15 protein-coding genes and 1 pseudogene are annotated in these 19,342 nt (G+C 71.7%); 6 read left to right on the top strand and 10 right to left on the bottom strand.

From position 1 onward, the window contains the following. Window positions 1-53 precede the first annotated feature (53 nt). On the bottom strand, window positions 54-1,712 hold the full coding sequence (locus DEI99_RS02000) for a GH39 family glycosyl hydrolase (RefSeq protein WP_111041359.1): 1,659 nt from the start codon (window positions 1,710-1,712) through the stop codon (window positions 54-56). 143 nt (window positions 1,713-1,855) lie between these two features. Here DEI99_RS02000 and DEI99_RS01995 point away from each other — a divergent pair, with 143 nt between their 5' ends. Continuing rightward, a complete protein-coding gene (locus DEI99_RS01995; RefSeq protein ID WP_181434401.1) occupies window positions 1,856-2,953 on the top strand; it encodes an acyltransferase family protein in 1,098 nt (365 codons plus the stop codon). Between the two features lie 9 nt (window positions 2,954-2,962). Beyond that, window positions 2,963-4,159 carry an ankyrin repeat domain-containing protein gene (locus DEI99_RS01990; protein ID WP_111041363.1) on the top strand — a complete coding sequence of 399 codons (1,197 nt, stop codon included), beginning with the start codon at window positions 2,963-2,965 and terminating at the stop codon, window positions 4,157-4,159. Here DEI99_RS01990 and DEI99_RS01985 read toward each other — a convergent pair. The 7 genes from DEI99_RS01985 to DEI99_RS01955 form a co-directional block, all read right to left on the bottom strand. After that, entirely contained in the window at window positions 4,144-5,361 is a 1,218-nt protein-coding gene (locus tag DEI99_RS01985; protein WP_258369312.1) for a glycoside hydrolase family 1 protein, read from the bottom strand. The genes DEI99_RS01990 and DEI99_RS01985 overlap by 16 nt on opposite strands. Before the next feature lie 10 nt (window positions 5,362-5,371). Next, window positions 5,372-6,232, bottom strand: a complete 861-nt coding sequence (locus DEI99_RS01980; RefSeq protein ID WP_111041365.1) for an alpha/beta fold hydrolase — start codon at window positions 6,230-6,232, stop codon at window positions 5,372-5,374. Continuing rightward, window positions 6,229-8,070, bottom strand: a complete 1,842-nt coding sequence (locus DEI99_RS01975) for an ABC transporter ATP-binding protein (RefSeq protein WP_111041367.1) — start codon at window positions 8,068-8,070, stop codon at window positions 6,229-6,231. Before DEI99_RS01975 ends, DEI99_RS01980 begins: the two co-directional genes overlap by 4 nt. Continuing rightward, the gene (locus tag DEI99_RS01970) at window positions 8,067-9,008 is read right to left on the bottom strand and encodes an ABC transporter permease (protein WP_111041368.1); all 942 of its coding nucleotides are present in this window, start codon (window positions 9,006-9,008) and stop codon (window positions 8,067-8,069) included. The genes DEI99_RS01975 and DEI99_RS01970 overlap by 4 nt, the downstream gene beginning before the upstream one ends. Then, window positions 9,005-9,985, bottom strand: a complete 981-nt coding sequence (locus DEI99_RS01965; protein ID WP_111041370.1) for an ABC transporter permease — start codon at window positions 9,983-9,985, stop codon at window positions 9,005-9,007. Before DEI99_RS01965 ends, DEI99_RS01970 begins: the two co-directional genes overlap by 4 nt. Beyond that, window positions 9,982-11,724 (bottom strand): ABC transporter substrate-binding protein, encoded by a 1,743-nt coding sequence (locus DEI99_RS01960; protein ID WP_258369315.1) that lies wholly within the window; start codon window positions 11,722-11,724, stop codon window positions 9,982-9,984. The genes DEI99_RS01965 and DEI99_RS01960 overlap by 4 nt, the downstream gene beginning before the upstream one ends. 97 nt (window positions 11,725-11,821) lie before the next feature. Next, window positions 11,822-12,928 carry a LacI family DNA-binding transcriptional regulator gene (locus DEI99_RS01955; protein WP_181434402.1) on the bottom strand — a complete coding sequence of 369 codons (1,107 nt, stop codon included), beginning with the start codon at window positions 12,926-12,928 and terminating at the stop codon, window positions 11,822-11,824. 209 nt (window positions 12,929-13,137) lie between these two features. On the opposite strand from DEI99_RS01955, the gene DEI99_RS01950 reads away from it, so the two are divergent. Then, complete coding sequence (locus DEI99_RS01950) at window positions 13,138-13,284, top strand: hypothetical protein (protein ID WP_175472176.1); 147 nt, start codon at window positions 13,138-13,140, stop codon at window positions 13,282-13,284. A gap of 221 nt (window positions 13,285-13,505) precedes the next feature. Here the strand turns inward: DEI99_RS01950 and DEI99_RS01945 are convergent, their stop codons facing one another. Next, entirely contained in the window at window positions 13,506-14,207 is a 702-nt protein-coding gene (locus DEI99_RS01945) for a GntR family transcriptional regulator (protein ID WP_254782813.1), read from the bottom strand. A gap of 80 nt (window positions 14,208-14,287) precedes the next feature. On the opposite strand from DEI99_RS01945, the gene DEI99_RS01940 reads away from it, so the two are divergent. Next, window positions 14,288-15,502, top strand: coding sequence for an MFS transporter (locus DEI99_RS01940; protein ID WP_111041372.1), 1,215 nt, complete (start codon window positions 14,288-14,290; stop codon window positions 15,500-15,502). Window positions 15,503-15,694: 192 nt separating this feature from the next. Here the strand turns inward: DEI99_RS01940 and DEI99_RS01935 are convergent, their stop codons facing one another. Next, the gene (locus DEI99_RS01935) at window positions 15,695-16,873 is read right to left on the bottom strand and encodes a baeRF2 domain-containing protein (RefSeq protein WP_111041374.1); all 1,179 of its coding nucleotides are present in this window, start codon (window positions 16,871-16,873) and stop codon (window positions 15,695-15,697) included. A 190-nt stretch (window positions 16,874-17,063) separates the two neighbouring features. On the opposite strand from DEI99_RS01935, the gene DEI99_RS01930 reads away from it, so the two are divergent. Both DEI99_RS01930 and DEI99_RS01925 read left to right on the top strand, forming a co-directional pair. After that, complete coding sequence (locus DEI99_RS01930; protein WP_111041376.1) at window positions 17,064-18,422, top strand: extracellular solute-binding protein; 1,359 nt, start codon at window positions 17,064-17,066, stop codon at window positions 18,420-18,422. Next, a pseudogene (locus DEI99_RS01925) lies at window positions 18,419-19,336 on the top strand (carbohydrate ABC transporter permease); the annotation flags it as partial. The gene DEI99_RS01930 and the pseudogene DEI99_RS01925, both read left to right, overlap by 4 nt. Window positions 19,337-19,342 lie beyond the last annotated feature (6 nt).

Genomic DNA, 19,342 nt, shown 5'->3' with positions numbered 1-19,342 from the left:
CCGCCGGCACCGATCCCGCCGACGCAGCCCTGCGCCGGCGGGATCGTCGTGCGCTAGTCGTCCCAGACCACGAACCGGGGGATCCACTTCGCGGACATGGCGAGCGTGCCGTCCGTCGCGGTCACGGTCTTCGCCGATCCCGTCGGCTCCACGATCGTCCCGGTGCCGTGCATCGACACCCGGACGGGCGTCGCCGTGGACCGCGAGGACGTCTGCCAGACGACCCGGGTGTGGTGTCGTCCGTCCGGCGAGCTGAACAGCATGTCGCTGAGGTCGCCGACGCGGCGCTCGGGGACGTATCGCTTGCCGGCGAGGACGCGCTGCATCGTCGCCCACCCCGCGGCCGAGGTCTTCGGCTCGTACCCGGTGACCGCGCTGCCCGTCAGGCCGAACGTCCGTGCGGTCCCGTCCGGGTCGGCGAGCGAGGGCTCGGCCATCTCGAACAGGTACAGACGTTCGACGCCGAACTGCGCCGCGACGGCGTAGGTCCGCAGGACGTACGCGGTCTGGTCGTCCGGGTCGACCCAGCCCTGCCCGGCGAACCGGGTCGGCCAGCCGGTCTCGGTGATCCAGATCGGCAGTGCCGTGCCGTCGGCTCGCGGGTACCGGTCGGCGGTCTCGCGCAGCCAGAACAGCGCCTCGCCGATGCACGGGTTCGTGGGCTCGCAGTGCTCCGGACCCCACGGCTGGTTGTACGGGTGGATGCTCACGGCGTCCACGTGGTCGGCGCCGCCGGCAGCGAACCACTCGGACAGCCACCGCAGCTCGTGGCCGGCGACCGCGTTCTGGGCCGGTCCGACGATGGTCGCGTCGGGATCGGCGTCGCGGATGACCGCCGCGGTGACCCGGGCGAGTTCGATGTACGCCGCAGGGGTGTCCGGCAGGGAGCCGTGGTTGTTCGACCACTCGTTCCAGACCTCGTAGGACAGGTCCGCGTCGGGGTGACGCTCGCGCATGTGCGTGACGGTCTCGCGGACGTACCGCTTCCACGCCGCGGCCTGCGCCGGCTTCGAGACGTCGGGCGGCGCCATCGCACTGCCCGTGTACGCGACGTGGCCGTAGTCGAGGACGAAGAGCGGGCTGAGTCCGCGGTCGCGCACGAGCGGGTCGATGCGCGCGTCGACGGTGGTGAAGTCGAAGGTGCCGGCCTGCTTCTCGACGGCGCTCCACTGGAGGTCCTGACGGGAGGTCCCCGCGCCGAGGGCGTCGAACGTCGGGAGCGCCCCGGCCACCGGGTTCACGGCGAGCCCGAAGTACGTGTCCTCGGCGGTCGGCCCGGCGATCGTCCGCACGAAGCGGTAGGACATCGTCGCCCCACCGGCGACGTCCACGGTGACGCGGTAGGTGCCGGACGGCAGGACAGCGGTCGGCTGGACCTCGACCGATCGGGCCGCGGTGCGTCCGGATCCCGAGTCGACGATCGCGCCGCTCGTGTCGTTGATCTTCCACGTGACGTCGGCGGCCCGTTCGACCCCAGCGACCGTGAAGCGCGGCTGCTCATCGGGTCCGAACAGTCCGCTGCCCCCGATCGGTCGGATCGAGGGCGTCGGACTGGCTCGGGGGTCCGCGCGGGCGGAGCGGGGCGGCCCGTGCTCGCCGAGCAGGACCGCGAGGACGACGCCGGTGACGACGGTGGCGACGAGCCCGGCCGAACGGCGACGGGTGGGGCGAGGGGGATCGGCGGCCCGGAGGCGCCGCGAGGAGGGTTCCATGCGCCCCATCCTGTGCAGGGCGCGGACGAGCGGAGCAATCCTCCGAATGCATGGCGGACGCGATGGGAACGAGAGCGATGACACCGCGAAACACGACATCTGGAGAGTTCGCGACGCGCGTTCCTGCCGGTGAGGCTGGAGGTGTGTCCGTCCCTCGACCGTCCTTCGGCGGTGTCCAGGTCCTGCGCTTCGTCGCAGCACTGCTGGTCGTGTGTGCGCACCTGCCGATCTACCTGCACGCCCGCTTCGGCACGCCGGCGAGCGACCTGCCGACGGGGCAGGTCGGTGTCACCGTCTTCTTCTCGATCAGCGGCTTCGTCGCCGTGCTCGTGACGCAGCGCACCCCGCGGCCGTCCTGGCGGGACTTCCTGCGCCGACGGCTCGTCCGGATCCTGCCGCTCGCGTGGGCGGTCATGACGGTCAAGCTCGCGATGCTCGTGGTCGCACCGCAGGCACTCGAGCGGGCCGCGACGTCGCCCGGGTACATCGTGCTCTCGTACCTCTTCCTGCCCGGTCGCGGGCCGAACGGTGTGGTCGAGCCGTTCTACACGGTCACGTGGACGCTCTCGTTCGAGCTGCTCTTCTACCTGGTCGTCACGATCGCCCTCGCGGCGCGGATCGACCCGTTCCGGCTGGCGACCCCGGTGTTCGTGGCGCTCGCGGTGCTCTCGGCCGTGCGCGGTCGCGGCTGGCCGTCGTGGCAGTTCCACGCGAACCGGTGGGTGCTCTGCTTCCTGGTCGGGATGGCGATCGGCACCTGGGCGCTCGACCGCGCCACGCGCCGGCTGGTCCTGCGCCTCGCGGCGATCACGGCGGTCTGGACCGCGGTCGGGATCGTGGCCGGGGCCTCCGCGCCGAGCCTGTCGCTCCTGCCGCTCGCCGCGCTGGTGCTGTCCGCCACCGTCGCCGGGGAACGGTCGTGGGGCCGGCGGGCCGGTCCGGTCGGACGCACGCTCGGCGATGCCTCGTACGCGCTCTACCTGACGCATCCGATCGTCGCTCCGGCCGCGGTCGCCGTGGTGGCCGCGGTGGTGTCGGACGCCCGCGGCCCGGTCGTGGCCGTGGTCGGAGCGATGTCCGCGGCGGTGGTGGCCTCGGTCGTCGTGTGGTTCGCGTTCGACCGACCCGTCATCCGGCTGCTGCAGCGCAGGCGTCCCGATCGGCAGCCCGGCGAACCGCCGCAGGGCGCCGCCCCGACGAGGCGACGGCACCGCCGGGGACGGAGCACGCGCGCCGGGTAGTGTCGAGCCGTGCGATGGAGTCGAGTGAACTGGCCGGCGGTCGGCTACGTGTCGCTCGAGGACCTCGAAGGGGCAGCCGACCACCTGACCCGTCTGCTCGAGGACGCACCCCCACCCGTGGCGGCCCTCGCCACCGTGCGCTGGGTCGACTCGCGCCTGGCCGCGCTGAGCGCCGAAGCGCCGGCCGCGGGCAGCACCGGCGACGGCGACGACGAGGCGACGACCCCGGTCGACCTGCCGGGACACGGCACCCCGGATCCCGTGGTCGTCCGCGCCGAGGTCGTGGTGCGGAACGACGAGGTGCTCGACACCCCGGACGGCCTGTGGCGCCGGTGGAACCACGCACGGGTGACCCTGCGCTTCGACGACGCCGTCATCGACCCGACGCACATCGACCCCGCGGACCTGCTCGCCGGCGACGCCCACATCGCGCGCGGGGAGCTCGACCACGTGCCGGGGCAGGACGCCTGGGAGCTCCGGCTGCTCGTCTCCCCCGTCGGCGAGGTCGCGATCCGGTTCACCGACGTCCAGGTCGCCGTCCGGAGCGTCGCCGAGTCGGTGTACGACGCGCTCGGGGACCGCCCGGCGCGGGGCTGGCACGGGCCGGTGCCGGACGGCTGGGTGGAGTACGCCACCGAGGTCGTGCGGGCCGCGGCGTACGGCGACCTCGGCGGGCTGCACCTGGCCGACGACGCGAGCGACGTCGACGACGTGGACCAGCGGTGGGGCTTCGCGCCGCTGCACGCCGCCGCGTGGTTCGACCGTGCGGCGATGCTCGAGGAGCTCCTGCGCCGCGGCGCGTCGGTCGAGCTCACGGACACCGAGGGACGCACGCCGCTCACGCTGGCGATCGACCGGGACGCCCGTCGTGCCGTCGCCGTGCTCGCCGCTGCCGGCGCCGACCTCGAGGCACGGGACGCCGACGGCAACACCGCGATCGTCCGCGCGGCCTGGGGCGGTCACGCCGAGGTCGTCCGAGCCCTCGCCGCCGCGGGTGCCTCGACGCGGGCGGTCGGTTCGCGGGGCGCGACCCTGCTCATCGCCGCGGTCGACTCCGGCGACGTCGACACCGTGCGGGCCGCGCTCGAGCTCGACGTCGACGTGAACGCCCGGGACGACGAGGGGTCGAGTGCGAGCGACCGCGCGGAACTGCTCCGCGACCGAGCGGTCGCGGAGCAGCTGGCGCACCACTACGGGGCGAGCTGACCCACGCGCTCGAGCGCGTTCGCCCGGGCCACGCCGCCGTACCAGTGGGCGGAGGGCTTCGGCGTGCGCTCGAAGGTCTCCGGGTCCCAGGCGACCAACCCGAACGTCGGCCGGAAGCCGGACGCCCACTCGTAGTTGTCGAGGAGCGACCAGTGCTGGTAGCCGAGTACCTCGACGCCGTCCTCGATGCAGCGGTGGATGCCCTCGAGGGCGCCCTGCGTGTACGCCTGCCGGCGGGAGTCGTCGGCGGTGGCGATGCCGTTCTCGGTGATCATCAGCGGGACGCCGCCGGAGAGCTCCCACGCGCTGCGCAGCCCGTCGGCCGACGCCTCGGGGTAGAACTCCCAGCCGGTCAGGGTCGTCTCGACGTCGTCCGCCACGGGCAACGGACCGGAAGCGCCGATGAAGGTCCGGGTGTACGCCTGCACGCCGAGGAAGTCGTCACCGGCGGCCTGCTCCAGGTACCAGTCGTCGCGCGGGTACCCGTACTCGCGGAGCATCGCGTCCGCCCCGGGCTCGCCGTTCGACCGGAAGGCCTGCGTCGCGACGGTCCACCCGGACCGGAGGCCCGACACCTGTGACAGCACGTCGCGCGACCGCCGGTGGCTGGCCAGCAGTGCGTCGGCGACGCCGAGGTCCGGGTTCGGCAGACCGTAGGCGACGAGGTTCGCGGCGTCCTCGCCTCCGGCGAGCATGGCCGCGATGTTCGGCTCGTTGATCGTGCAGACGTAGCGGACGCCGTCCTGCACCACGGGCAGCGCCGCCTCGGTGTAGCGGGCGAACAGATCGGCGGCGTCGGGTGCACGCCAGAAGCCGTCGCGCTCGAACCACCGCGGCACGGTGAAGTGCATGAGCGTCACGATCGGCTCGATGCCGAACTCGTGGCACGTTTCGACCATGCGCCGGTAGTGGTCGACCCCGGCGCGGCTGACGAACCCGCGCTCGGGCTCGATGCGGGCCCACTCGATGCTGAAGCGGTACGAGTTCAGCCCGAGCTCGGCGGCGATGCGGATGTCGTCGCGGTAGCGGTGGTAGCTGTCCGCGGCGTCGCCCGAGGGCTCGACGATCGTGGTGTCCGGCTCGTGCTCGTGCACCCACCAGTTGCTGTTGACGTTGTTGCCCTCGATCTGGTGGGCGGCGGTGGCGGCACCCCAGAGGAAGCCGTCGGGGAAGTGCAGGGTGGTGATGATGGTGCCTTTCAACGGGCCGGCATCAGTGCGCCGACAGGAAGCGGTCGAAGACCTCGAGCGTCGCCGCGGGGTTCTCGACGTGGGGGCCGTGGTAGCTGGTCGGGATGACCTCGTAGGCCGCCCCGGTGTCCTCCGCCATCCGGCGCTGCCACGGGATCGGCCAGGCGTTGTCCCACTCGCCGTGGGCAACGAGCACGGGCAGCCCGGTCGCGCGGAGCTCGGCCGACGAGTCGGTGTGGTCCTCGAGGATGTGTCCGCCGGCGATGACGCTGAGCGGGCTGGTCGCGTCGAAGCGGTCGCGGACCATCCGGACGTCGTCCGGCAGCTCGTCGTCGGGGCGGGAGGCCCAGAGCGGGTTCGTCGAGTCGAACAGCTGGCGGAGGTTCCCGCCGGTGTCGTGCAGGATCGTCAGCTCGGTCACCTTGCGGTAGGGCCAGCCGTACGGTCCGGAGCAGAACTGCACGACGTCGCGGAACGACGACGGCGAGGCGATCGCGGCGGTGCGGGCGATGACCCCGCCGAGCGAGTGGCCGATGAGGTGCACCGGGGCGCCGTCGTCGAGCAGGGCGGCGACCCGGACGACGTCGGCGGCCTCCTGGTCGAGGGAGTGGTCCGACGGCGAGGGCGGCGCTGCCGAGTCCGCCTGCCCGCGACGGCTGATCGCCACCGCGGTCCAGCCGGCGTCGCGGAGGAGCGGCATGAAGGTGCGCCAGTCCTCCTTCGAGCCGGTGTACCCGGGGACGATCAGGACGGTGCCCTTCGACGGCCCGTCAGGCACCACGCGGTAGGCGGTGAGCCGACCGACGGGCAGGTCGATGCCGACGACGTCGACGTGGTCCGGGGTGGGGAGGTGCCCGAAGGGCGGCACGGTGGGGAAGTTCATGTCAGCAGTGTCCGCCGCGGGTTCGGCACGGCGTCCAGGAGTGCCACCGTGTAGTCGTCCTGCGGGTGCTGCAGCACCTCGGCGGTGCGGCCGCGTTCGACGACCGCGCCGTCGTGCAGCACCATGATGTCGTCCGTGATGAGGCGTGCACTGAGCAGGTCGTGCGTGATGTAGAGGAGCGAGACGCCCCACTGCTCGCGCAGGTCCTCGAGCAGGGCGAGCACCCCGGCACGCAGGGTGACGTCGAGCATCGAGACCGGCTCGTCGGCGATGATCACCTGCGGGTCGCTCGCGAGCGCGCGGGCGATGACGACGCGCTGCCGCTGCCCGCCGGAGAGCTGGTGCGGGAGCTTCTGCGCGAACTGCTCCACGGGGGTCAGGCCCACGGTCTCGAGCAGCTCGAGCACACGCCTGCGGGCGTCCCGCCCGCGCAGGTCCGTGTAGTTCGCGATCGGCCGGGACAGCGTGTACTCGACCGTGTGCAGCGGGTTGAGCGCCGAGTACGGGTCCTGGAAGACCATCTGCACCTCGGACCGCAGGTCCTTCAGGCCACGCCGACCCAGGCGGCCGACATCGGCGTCGCCGAAGCGGACCGTGCCGGTCGTCGGCTTCTCGACGCCGGTGAGCATCTTCGCGATCGTCGACTTGCCGGAGCCGGACTGACCGACGAGCGCCAGCGACTGCCCGGGTTCGAGGGTGAACGACACGTCCCGCACGGCCTGCACCGGCTGCTCCCCGCGACGCGGAGCCGGGTAGGTCTTCACGAGGTGGTCGACGACGATCGGGTTCTTCGCGGCGGATCGTTCACGGGAGCCGACGGTGGCGAACGACGAGGTCGTCTGCTGACGCGAGACCGAGCGCTGCGATCGGTCGGGGAACCCGGGCAGCGAGACGACCTCGGCGCGCGGGTCCGCGTAGTGCGACAGCAGCATCTTCGTGTAGTCGTCCTGCGGGTCGCGCAGGACCTCGAGCGAGCGGCCGTCCTCGACGATGCGGCCCTCGTGCATGACGAGGACGCGTTCGGTGGCCTCGAGGACGATGCCGAGGTCGTGGCTGATGAGGACGGCGGTGAAGCCCTCGGACCGCTGCAGCTCGATGATCGTGTCCATCACGGCGTGCTGCACGAGGACGTCGAGCGCCGTCGTCGGCTCGTCGAACACCATGAGCTGCGGCTCGAGCGAGAGCGCCAGGGCGATGGAGACGCGCTGCCGCATGCCGCCGGAGAGCTCCCCGGGGAACCGGGCGAGCATCGACGTCGGCAGCTTCACCTTGCCGACGAGCTCCTGCATCCGGGCGTCCCAGCGGTCGCGCGGCACGTGGCCGTGTGCCCTGAAGACGTCGATGAAGTGGTTCCGGATGGTGCGCACCGGGTTGAGCGCGTTCATGCCGGACTGCAGCACCATCGCGAAGCCGCCCTGCCGCTGCTGGCGCAGGGCTTCCTCGTCGAGGTCGCGGATGTCGTGTCCGTCGAAGACGATGCTGCCGCCGTTCGTGCGCGCCGGCGGCTTCTGCAACCGGGTCAGCGCGTAGCCGAGCGTCGACTTGCCGGAACCGGACTCGCCGACCAGGCCGACGAACTCGCCCTTCCGCAGGCTGAACGACACGTGGTCGACCGCCTGGACGGCCTCCTGGCCGGTCGATTCGTAGACGACCGACAGGTCGCGGACGTCGAGCAGGACGTCCTGCGTGGCGCGCGTGGCGTCGGACTGGGCCCCCGCCGCCGGTTCCGGACGGCCGCGAAGCGGGCGGCCGGCCGTGTCGGATGGGGGGAGGCGCGTGGCGGCGCCGTCCCGTGCCTCCTGGCCGTCTGTGGGGTGCGTTCCTGGCGAGCCGCTCATGCGCGCTTCTCCTTACGGGGCCGCGCGCCCTCGCGCAGCCGCGGGTTGGACACGGCGTCGACGCCGAAGTTGATCAGGGTGAGGCTCATCGCGAGCAGCGCGATGCAGAGGCCGGGCGCGAAGAGCAGGATCCACTGGCCGGTGAGGAGCGCGTTCGAGTTCTGCGCCCAGTACAGGATCGTGCCCCAGCTGACGATCGACGAGTCGCCGAGTCCGAGGAACTCGAGGCCGGCCTCGGCGAGGATCGCGCTCGTGGCGGCCCCGAAGAAGCTGCCGACGATCAGGGACGTCATGTTCGGCAGGATCTCGCGGAACACGATGCGGGTCGCGCCGTCACCGGAGAACTGGGCTGCGGTGACGAAGTCGCGCCCTCGGAGGGACTGCGTCTGGCTGCGCAGGACGCGAGCGCCCCACGCCCAACCGGTCACGACGATGACCGCGATGATCACCGCGATGCCGCCGTTCTGCAGGTACGCGGCGATGACGATCATCAGGGGCAGACCCGGGATGACGAGGAACAGGTTCACGATGAACCCGATGACCTCGGCGATCCAACCGCGGACGTAGCCCCAGCTCAGGCCGATCGCGACGGCGACGAGCGTGGACAGGACGCCCGCGACCGCGCCGACGAAGACCGAGATGCGGGCGCCGTACACGAGCTGTGACAGGACGTCCTCGCCGGCGGCGGTGGTGCCCATCCAGTGGTCGGGCGTCGCGTCGGCGGACCGGGCGAAGCCGTTCTGGCTGGCGCCGTACGGGGCCAGGAGCGGGGCGAAGACCGCGACGAGCACGAAGACGCCGAGGATGACGATGCCGGTCCGGGCTTTCCCGTTCGACCAGACGACGCCGAACTGGCGGGCGGCGGCGCGCCACTTGGACGGCGCTGCTTGTTCTTCCGTGTCCTGCGTGCGCACGGCGATGGTTGCGTTGTTGGTCATCGACGCGTCCTCGGGTCCAGGACGCCGTACATGACGTCCACGATGAAGTTGGCGATGAGCACCGACACGGTGATCATCAGGAAGAGGGCCTGCATGAGCGGGTAGTCCTGCCCGATCACGGCGTTGAACAGCAGGTAGCCGATGCCCGGGTAGCCGAACACCTGCTCGACCAGCACCGAACCGCCGACCACGCCGCCGAGCGCCAGACCGAAGCCGGTCAGGTTCGGCAGGATCGCGTTCCGCGCCGCGTACCGGACGGCCACGGTGCGTCCGCGCAGACCGTTGGCCTCGGCGAAGGTCACGTAGTCGTCACCGAGGGTGTTGATCATCGCGTTGCGCATGCCGATGATCCAGCCGCCCAGGCTCGTCACCAGGATGGTGACGGCCGGCAGCACGGCGTGCTGCAGGGCGTCGCCGAGGAACGCGCCGTTCAGACCGGGCGTCGTCGTGGCGGAGTAGGCGCCCGTGGTCGGGAACCAGTGCAGCACGTAGCCGAGGAAGAACAGCAGCAGCAGGGCGGTCCAGAAGTACGGGAACGTGGACATGAAGCTGCCGGACAGGGTGGGGAGCGAGTCGAGCCAGGTGCCGCGCTTCCACGCCGCCGCGACACCGATCAGGGTGCCGAGGACGAACGCCAGGATCGTGACGGCGCCGACCAGGATGAGCGTGTAGGGCAGGGCCTTCGCCACGAGGTCGCCGACGGGCTGCGGGTAGAACGTGTAGCTCGTGCCGAAGTCGAGGGTGATGACCTGGTGCAGGTAGCTGACGTACTGGTCCCACACGTTGCCGGTCGGCACGCCGAGCTGGGCCTCGATGGCCTTCTTCGTGGCGTCGGTGACCGGACCGTTCTGGCTGAGCTTCGCGAGCGCGGCGTCGGCCGGGCTGCCGGGCATCAGGCGCGGGAGCACGAAGTTGAGCGTGACCGCGGCCCACAGCGTCAGGACGAAGAGGACGAGTTTCTGCAGGACGTACTTCACTTTGCGTCCTCCTGCTGCTCGCCGTTCTGCTGCTGCAGGATCTCCTTGCCCGCCGCGCTGTCGCGCAACCGGAGCTTGGTGAAGATGAGCAGCGGAGCCGAGTCGTAGTTCTGCGGCGCCATGTAGGGGTCCTGAGCGCTGGGCCAACCGACGAACTTGCCGGTGTTGAACAGGCCCCAGAGCCCGCCGTAGTACATGCCGATGACGGGCAGCTCGTCGTACACGATCTGCTGCAGCTGGTCGAGGATCTCCTGCTGCCGCGTGGTGTCCGTCGTCGCCTTGTACTCGTCGAGGAGCTCCTGGGTGTCGGCGTTCTTGTAGCGCTCGTAGTTGTTGACGGTCGACTTGCCGACCGGCTGGTAGAACTCGGTGGACATCAGGGAGTTGAAGGCCTGGTACACGTCGCCGTTGCCCATGCCGCCCATCGCCATGTCGAACTGCCCGTTGTTGATCGCCTGCTGGTAGCCGGCGGGCTGCGGGGCCTTGATGGTGACGTCGATGCCGATCGCGGTGAGGTTGCGGCGGACCTCCTGCACGGCGCGGAGCCAGTCGGAGTACCCGTTCGCGGTCGTGATGGCGATCTGGAGCTGCTTGCCGTCCTTGACGAGTTTGCCGCCTTGCTCGCGGTAGCCGGCCTTCGCGAACGCTGCCTTCGCGGCGTCGGCGTCCTGCGTCACCATGCCCTTGTCCGGGATCGCGTCGTTCACGTAGCGCTCCTGGTTCGGCAGGATGAGCCCGGTCTGCGCCGCTGCCTGCAGGTTGCCCTCGGTCGCCGTCTCGGCGATCGCGTCGCGGTCGAGGGCCAGGGAGATCCCCCGACGGACGTTCACGTCGTTCAAGGGCGCCTTCGTCAGGTTCGGGATGAGGCCGGTGATGCCGCCCGGTGGGAACCAGTACTGGTTCGTCTCGGAAGCGGCTCCCCACGTGCCCTCGACATCGGAGATGAACGAGTACGCCCAGTCGTAACCGCGTGTGACGGTGTCGAGCTGGGTGTTCGTCGCCGGCAGGATGAGGTGCTTGATGGCGATCTCGTCGGCCTGCCAGTACCTCGGGTTCTTGTCCATCGAGTACTGCTGGTCGGTGTAGTTGCCGAGGACGAACGGACCGGTGCCGACCGGGTTCGGGTCGCGCCAGGTCGTCGGGTCCTTCACGCCGCCCCAGTGGTCCTCGCCGAGGATGTACGTCTGCCCGATGATCGTCAGGCTCGGGACGTCCTCGCTCTTGAGGTGGAAGACGACGTGGTCACCGTCCTGCTCGATGCGCTCGATGTGCTGCCAGGCGCCCTTGACGTCCATGGCGGGGAACTTCTTGAGCAGGTCGAAGGTGAAGACGACGTCCTGCGCACTGAACGGCGAACCGTCGGACCACTCGACGCCGGAACGGATCGTCATGTCGATCGTCTTCGCGTCGGGCTGGCTCCACGCGCTGGCGAGCCACGGGTTGCGCTTGCCGTCGAGGGGGTTGACCTCGATGAGGGGCTCGTACATCCACTTGGAGGCCGTCCGGGCGTTCGGGATGTACGGGTTGAAGTTGCGGTCGAACAGCGGGTTGCCGCGGTCCGCGTTGATGAGCATCGTGTCCTTGCCGATGGTGGGGTCGGGCTCGGAGCGGACCTGGATGCTGCAGCCGGTGGCCACGAGGGCCACGACGGCGAGCCCGGCGAGGGCCGCGGCGAGGCGGCCGCCTCGGCGGTGGCCCGGGTCGCGCGGGCCGCGCGTGCGCTGTGGGGGAAGCGTCATTGCTCGGTCGACCTCCATGTCGATTCGGTACGTGCTCAATGTATGCGCTTACATCGCGCCGCGCAACCGGGATGTTCCGTGGCGGCCCGGTACGGATCTACGGCTGGAGCGACGGCGGGCAGCTCTCGCGCAGCAGCACCTCGACCGGCAGCCGCACCGCACGCGGCGGCCCGTCCGGACGCTCCAACCGGTCCACGATCGCGAGCACCGCGGCACGGCCGAGCGCCCCCATCGGCTGGTGCACGGTGGTGAGCCGCGGTGCCGCGAACCGCCCCGCGTCGATGCCGTCGAACCCCGTCACGACGACGTCATCGGGGACCCGGACGCCCCGCGCGGCGGCGGCCTCGAGCACCCCGAGCGCCGACTGGTCGTTCGAGCACAGGATCGCCCGCGGCACGTCGCCCGCCAGCAGCGACGCCGCGAGCTCCCGCGCCCGTGCCCGTCCGAAGTCGCCGTGCACGATCCGCACCGACGACGCCGGCACACCGTGGTCGTCGAGCGCCGCCCGGAACCCGGCCGAGCGCTCCATGTCGTCGGGCGAGTCGATCGGGCCCGCCAGGTACGCGAGCGACCGGATGCCGAGCCGCCCGATCACGTGCGACGCCAGCGTGCGCATCCCGGCGGCGTTGTCCACGCTCACCGAGTCGAAGCCGTGTGACCGGCGGTCGTCGGCGAGCACCACCACGGGGATGCGGCGCGCGACGTGTTCGAGCAGGTCGTCCGGCACGGTCTGCGCCAGCACCGCGAGGCCGTCCACCCGACCGGCGACGTCGTTGACGATGACGTCGCGCGACGAACCGCGCCCCGCGGCGACCATCAGGGCGAGGCCGCGCTGCCAGGCCTCGGTCTCGGCACCGCGCAGGACCTCGTCGAAGTACAGGTTCGACGAGAACGGCTGCGTCATGTGCCGCCGGTCGTCGACCACGCGGACGCCGCCGTCGGTGACGAGATCGGGGCGCTCGTCCGGCACCACGTCGAACCCCGGCAGCAGCAGGCCGACCACACCGGTGCGCTTGCCGGCGAGGCCCCGGGCGTTGCCGGAGGGCACGTAGCCGAGACTCCGGATCGCCGCCTGCACGCGGTCGCGGGTGCCCTCGCGGACGGCGTCCGGCGTGCGGAGCACGCGCGACACGGTGGCGATGGAGACGCCCGCCGCAGAGGCGACGTCGTAGACCGTGGGAGGTGCGGTGCGCTGGTCGGCCAAGCCGTGCCTCCCGTCCGACGTCCGCTGGAACCGCGCCTCGACCGCGCGGCCGGACCATCCTAGTTCTCCACAGGTCGACGGAGACGCTTGCGGCAGGGCAGCGGTGGCGTGACACTGGTGCGACCTCAGTACGTCCCGTGAGGAAGCGCACCAGCGGGCCGTGTGCCCGCACCGACCAGGTTGCCCACACACAGGGGAAGGACACCGACATGTCACAGTCGACACGATCCGGGAGCAAGCTCGCCAACCGCGCGAGCCACGACGAGGCCGAGGTGCGCGACGCGCTGCTCGACCACACGGAGGGCGCCACCTTCGACGACCTCGACGGCGCAGGGGAACCCGCCGAGCGGCCGTAGCGGACGGTCGCGCGGGCCTCCGGCGGTGTGCCGGGAGGCCCGTGCCCCGCACCCTGCGCGGGTCACCTCGGCGGGTGGTCGCGTCAGCGGCGCCGGTCCGGTCGCGTCAGCGGCGCTGAGCCGGGCGCGTCGACGGCGCTGAGCCGGGCGCGTCAGCGGCGCCGGGCCGGTCGCGTCATAGGCGCTGAGCCGGTCGCGTCAGCGGCGCTGAGCCGGTCGCGTCAGCGCTCGGTGGCGCCGACGATCGTCATGCCCGCTCCGCGCAGCCGGCGTCGCTCCTGGGCGATCCAGCCGAGCAGGCGGTCGTTCGTGCCGGCGACGTGGGCCGCCACGAGGTCCGCTGCCCGGTCGGCGTCGCCGTCGCGCACGGCGTCGATGATGGCGCTGTGCTCCTGCCAGGCGGCGTCGCGCGCCTCGGGGGTGCGGACCTCGATCCACCGGGTGCGTTCCAGGCGGGTCAGGGCGTCGGCGATGGCGTCGGTGACGAACCGGTTGCCGCCGAGGGCCGCGAGGTCGAGGTGGAACGTCGAGCCCATCCGGATGCCGGCCTGCTGGTCCGGGGTCGGACGGAGGGCGTCGAGGTGCCCGCGGACCTCGGCGAGCTGCTCGGCACTGGCCCGCTCGACGGCGAGCCGGACGGCCGCCGGCTCGAGGATCCCGCGGAGCTCTGCGAGCGAGGCGATCTCGTCGAGGTCGATCGGTGTGACCGTCCACGAGCGCCCCTCGTGCAGGATGAGTCCCTCGCGCTCGAGCCGGGACAGCGCGGCACGGACGGGGGTGCGCGAGGCGTGGAACCGAGCCTCGAGACCGCGCTCCGAGATCCGCTCACCCGGTGCGATGTCGAGCGTGAGGATGGCCGCGCGGAGGTTGTCGTAGAGCTGGGCCGTCTGCGACACGGGGGCGGCGTCGGTCGTGTCGGTCACGGCGGACAAGCCTAGCGGCGTCGTGCCCGGAATGGTATACCGCTGTGGTACACCAACTGGTTCCACGACGGGACGGCAGCATGCCCACGACCGACGTCCGGCGACGGACCCCCGCCGCGACGACGCCCGTGCCGGCCCGCGCGTGGACGATGCTCGCCCTCGGGGTCGCGGCGCAGGCAGCCGGGACGCTCGTCGTGTCCGCCCCGGCGCTGCTCATCCCCCACCTGCACGCGCACGGCACGTCGCTCCCCGTGGCGGGACTGCTCGCGGCCGCGCCGACCTTCGGCATGGTGCTGACGCTCATCGCCTGGGGAGCGGTCACGGACCGCTTCGGCGAGCGCATCGTCATCGCCGGCGGCCTCGTGCTCACGACGGTGGCGGTCGTCGGCGCGTGGCTCGCGGCTGGCGATCCGGTGCTGCTCGGCCTGGCGTTCCTGGCCGGCGGCATGACGAGCGCGTCGACGAACGCCGCGAGCGGACGCGTCGTCGTCGGGTGGTTCCCGAAGGAGCGACGCGGACTGGCGATGGGGATCCGGCAGATGTCACAGCCGCTCGGGGTGACGCTGGCGGCCGTGACGGTCCCGCAGCTCGCCGAGGGCTCGGGGATCCGCGCCGCCCTGGTGCTGCCGATCGTGCTCTGCGCGGTGCTGGCGGTCGCCTGCGCGATCGGCATCCAGGACCCGCCGAGGCCCACCCGGTCCGCGGTCGCCGAGTCGGTCACGACCAACCCCTACCGGTCGAGCGGATTCCTGTGGCGGGTGCACGCGGTGTCGGTCCTGCTCGTGGTGCCGCAGTTCACCCTGTCGACCTACGGACTGGTCTGGCTCGTCGGCCTCGGCTGGTCCACGCCGGCCGCCGGGCTCCTGGTCGGCGCGTCGCAGTTCGTCGGTGCCGTCGGGAGGATCCTGGTCGGCGGCTGGAGCGACCGTGCGGGCTCCCGGGTCGGGCCGCTGCGGATCGTCGCGGTGGGCGCCGCCGTCGTGATGGCGGTGCTGGCGGTCGTCGACGCGACGCACCTGGCCGGCGCGGCGGTCTTCCTGGTGCTCGCGACGAGCGTCACCGTCGCCGACAACGGGTTGGCGTACACGTCGGTGGCCGAGGCAGCGGGGCCGTTCTGGTCCGGCCGGGCGCTCGGCGCGCAGAACACCGGGCAGTTCGTCGCCGCGAGCGCCGTCGGCCCCGGGGTCGGCGCGCTCGTCACGGCGTTCGGCTTCGCGGCGTCGTTCGGCCTGGTCGCCGTGCTGCCGCTGCTGGCGCTGCCGTTGGTGCCGCGCGCCTACCGCTCGCACGACTGAGGCGGCAAGGCCGTCGGGGAGTCCCCCGTCGGAACGTCCCATCGCACGTGCAGTGGGAAGCTGTTCCGCGCGTCGGAGGCAGGAACTTCCGGCCTCCGACGCGCGATCCACCTCACCACGCGCGGTTCAGCTCACCACGCGCGGAACAGCACCCCGCACCCCCACCTCAGCACCCGGCACGGGTCAGGCGGGTCAGGCCGGGACGGCGGGGCCGACGGGCCAGCGGAGGAGTGCGGCGGCCGGGGCGCCACCGGGCAGGGACGCGGCGTTCACGAGCACGAGCTCGGCGTCGGTCAGGACCGCGGCGCGGACGAGCGCGCACACCGCCGGGACCGCCCCGATCACCGGGGTGCCAGCAGCCTGCTCCGGGGCCGTCGCCACCCAGGGGGCACCGGCCAGCGCCAGGAGCGTCCGGTCCCCGATCGCGACCGCGTCGAGCGCGACCGTCGACCCCTGCGCCTGCTGCAGCGCCTCGACGACGGAGCCGATGCCGGTGACGACCTGGTTGTCCCCGCGCCCGGCGTGCGTGCGGAGGCGGTCCTCGAGATCGTGCCGGTGCGTCGCCACGGCCCGGGCCAGCGCGGTCTCGACGTGCTCGACGAAGGCCTGCTCCGCACCGGCGTCGGCGCGCGGGTCGCCGGGGAACACCGAGGTCAGGGCGCGCGTCTCGGCGGACAGGGCCTTCACGAGCAGCTCTCGTGCGGTGACGTCGCCGGCCACGACGACGAGTCCGGGCCGGAGGGTGCGGACGGCCTCGTCGACGGCCGCGGCGGTCTCGGCGGAGTTCTGCCGCCAGATCTCCTCGGTGTGCTGCTGCCAGTGCGGCTGCTTCCACCCGGTCCCGGCCTTGGCGTAGTGCAGGGTGTCGTTCCGCCCCTGCACCTGCTGCTCCGACTCGGCAGCGGCGACCGGTGCGTGACCGAGCCGGTAGGTGCGGAAGGCGCCGCCCTCCTTGCTCGCGTGGACCACGAGGAACGGCAGGTCGACCGGTCGGTGCGCGACGAGCGGGACCAGGTCCGGGACGGCTCCCACGCCGACTGACCCCACGCCGACGGACCCCGCGCCGTGCAGACGCCCGGGCAGGACGTCGCTGACCACCACCGACCCGTCGTGGACGAGCACGTACCGGCTCACGGGTGACGGGACGCCGGCCTCCTGCTCGAACTCGGCGGCCACGGTGTCGACGACGTCGTCGGTCGCGCCCTGGGCACGGAGGGCCTCCTCGACGGCGCGGAGCCGCAGCGCCGCCTGCCGTCGGGGGTCCTCCACGTTGCCGGAGGCGTCCGCGTAGGCCCAGGCCCACGTCCCTCCGTGTTCCAGTCGCTCCCCCAGGATCCGGTGCAGTTCGCTCGTCGCGTTCGTGGACGTCATGGCAGCTCCTCTCGGACGGTTGCCGGAGCCGACGAGCCCCGGCGCTCTCACGTGCCGCCACACTCCCCCCTCGCGGTGACGCCCGACCGGAGTGGACGGCGAACACCCAGGCGCGAAAGCACACCGACGCTCGGTTTTGTGGTTTGCTGAGGCGCAACCCCGATCCGACGACGAACCGGAGTGCACCGCGATGACGCAGCGCCCACCATCCCTCTCCAGACGACAGCTGTTGGGCTTCGGCCTCGGCACCGCGGCGGCCGGACTGCTCGCCGGGTGCGCGGTCCCCGGCTCGACCAACGTGAACCGGGCGGCGCTCGTCCCCACCGCCGCCTCCGGCGAGACCGTTCAGCTCACCTACTGGGCGTGGCTCAAGGACCTGCAGAAGGTCTGCGACGTCTGGAACGCGCAGAACCCGCGCATCCAGGTCACCGCGAACTGGATCCCCGGCGGCAACACCGGCGGCTACCAGAAGATGTACTCCGCGCTCGCGGCCGGCGGCGGCCCGGACATCGGGCAGGTCGAGCTCCGGCAGATCCCCGAGTTCATGCTCGCGAACGGCCTGGTCGACCTCGCTCGCTACGGCGCGAAGGACCACCAGGCGAAGTACGACGACGCCGCCTGGGCGCAGGTCTCGTTCCTCGACGGCGTCTACGGGATCCCGCAGGACACCGGCCCGATGGGCTTCTACTACCAGACCGCACTGCTCGAGCAGGCCGGCGGCGAGCCCCCGGCGACCTGGGACGCGTGGCGCGACCTCGCCGACAAGGTCCGCTCGACGGGCAGGCGGAACTACCTCGAGGTGTTCCCGGTCGCGGACGCGTCGCCCTTCGCGGCGTACGTGCAGCAGGCCGGAGCGCGGTGGTTCCGGACCGACGGCGACGAGTGGGTCGTCGACATGACGGACGACACGACGATGATGGTCGCCGAGTTCTTCGACGGCGTCATCGACGACGACCTCGTCGACACGAGCGCCGGTGCGTTCACCCCCGGCTGGTACGCGTCCGCCGCGAGCGGCGGGGTCGCCGCCGTGACGAGCGCAAGCTGGGCCGACGCCCTGATCCAGTCCGTGCAGGGCGGCGAGGGCAAGTGGCAGGTCGCCCCGATGCAGACGTGGGGCGACACCGGCTCCGGCTCGAGTGCGATCGGCGGTTCGACGGCCGCGGTCCTCGCCAACGCGCAGCACCCGGCAGAGGCACTCGAGTTCATCACCTGGATGACCACGTCGAAGGAGGGCATCGACGCGATGATCGAGTACTGCGGCATCGGCTGGTCGCCCGCGAAGGACTACATCGGCCAGGCCCGACAGGAGCCGTCCGAGTGGTTCTCGGGCCAGCGGTACAACGAAGAGGTCTTCGTCCCTGCGGCGAAGGAACAGAACATCGACTGGTCGTGGTCACCGGTGACGCAGTCGGCGTTCACGAGCCTGCAGAACCAGTTCCGGCGCAAGCTCACCGGCGGGCTGAAGCTCACCGACGCGGTGGAGCTCGCCCAGCGGGAGATCGTCCAGTCCTTCCGGGACAAGGGCCTCGGCGTCAGGACGGCACGATGAGCGCGACGCAGCCGCGGAACGGCTTCCGCACGAGCACGAAGGCCACCAGCGCGCAGAAGCGCGCGCCGTGGATCCTGCTCGGACCCTTCCTCGCCCTGTTCGTCCTGACGTTCGTCATCCCGATCATCAGCGCGGTCTTCCAGTCGTTCACGACCGTCGACCGCGAGGGCCTGTTCGGCGAGGACGGCGTCGTCGGCCGCTTCGCCGGGTTCGACAACTACGTGATCGCCCTGCAGGACAGCGGGTTCGTCGCCTCGATCGGCCGGATGCTGCTGTTCGGCATCGTGCAGGTCCCGGTGATGATCATCGCCTGCACGGTCCTCGCGCTGCTGCTCGAGTCGGCGAGCGCCCGGTGGCCCGCGTTCTTCCGCGCGATCTACTTCATGCCGTACGGCGTCCCCGGGGTCATCGCGACGATCCTGTGGTCGTTCCTGTACGTGCCCGGCCTGTCGCCGATCGTGTCCCTGCTGCAGTCCGTGGGCCTGCAGCCGGACTTCCTCGGCGCGGACAGCGTGCTCTGGTCCATCGCGAACATCGTGACGTGGACGTACACCGGCTACAACATGCTCATCATCGTGGCGCAGCTGAAGTCCATCCCCGGCGAGGTCTACGAGGCCGCGAAGATGGACGGCGCCGGCCCGTTCCAGGTCGCGTTCCGGATCCAGATCCCGCTCATCGCGCCGGCCCTGGTGCTCACCACGGTGTTCTCGATCATCGGGACGCTGCAGCTCTTCGCGGAGCCGCAGATCCTGTCGACCGTCGCACCCGCCATCGACACCGAGTACACGCCGAACTACGCCGCCTACACGAACGCGTTCGCGTTCAACGAGTACGGCGTCGCGAGCGCGCAGGCGGTCATCATCGCGCTTGCCGCGTTCGTGCTGTCGTTCACGTTCCTCGCGCTGACGAACCGCGCGCCG

Source organism: Curtobacterium sp. MCLR17_036 (assembly GCF_003234445.2).
Taxonomy (GTDB): domain Bacteria; phylum Actinomycetota; class Actinomycetes; order Actinomycetales; family Microbacteriaceae; genus Curtobacterium.
This window is presented reverse-complemented; position numbering and strand designations above follow the sequence as displayed.

Bases quoted from the DNA above. Each gene is read 5' to 3' on its own strand.
- DEI99_RS01980 (WP_111041365.1), bottom strand. From the start codon at position 6,232: ATGAACTTCCCCACCGTGCCGCCCTTCGGGCACCTCCCCACCCCGGAC.
- DEI99_RS01950 (WP_175472176.1), top strand. From the start codon at position 13,138: ATGTCACAGTCGACACGATCCGGGAGCAAGCTCGCCAACCGCGCGAGC.
- DEI99_RS01975 (WP_111041367.1), bottom strand. From the start codon at position 8,070: ATGAGCGGCTCGCCAGGAACGCACCCCACAGACGGCCAGGAGGCACGG.
- DEI99_RS01935 (WP_111041374.1), bottom strand. From the start codon at position 16,873: ATGACGTCCACGAACGCGACGAGCGAACTGCACCGGATCCTGGGGGAG.
- DEI99_RS01940 (WP_111041372.1), top strand. From the start codon at position 14,288: ATGCCCACGACCGACGTCCGGCGACGGACCCCCGCCGCGACGACGCCC.
- DEI99_RS01970 (WP_111041368.1), bottom strand. From the start codon at position 9,008: ATGACCAACAACGCAACCATCGCCGTGCGCACGCAGGACACGGAAGAA.
- DEI99_RS01930 (WP_111041376.1), top strand. From the start codon at position 17,064: ATGACGCAGCGCCCACCATCCCTCTCCAGACGACAGCTGTTGGGCTTC.
- DEI99_RS01960 (WP_258369315.1), bottom strand. From the start codon at position 11,724: ATGACGCTTCCCCCACAGCGCACGCGCGGCCCGCGCGACCCGGGCCAC.
- DEI99_RS02000 (WP_111041359.1), bottom strand. From the start codon at position 1,712: ATGGAACCCTCCTCGCGGCGCCTCCGGGCCGCCGATCCCCCTCGCCCC.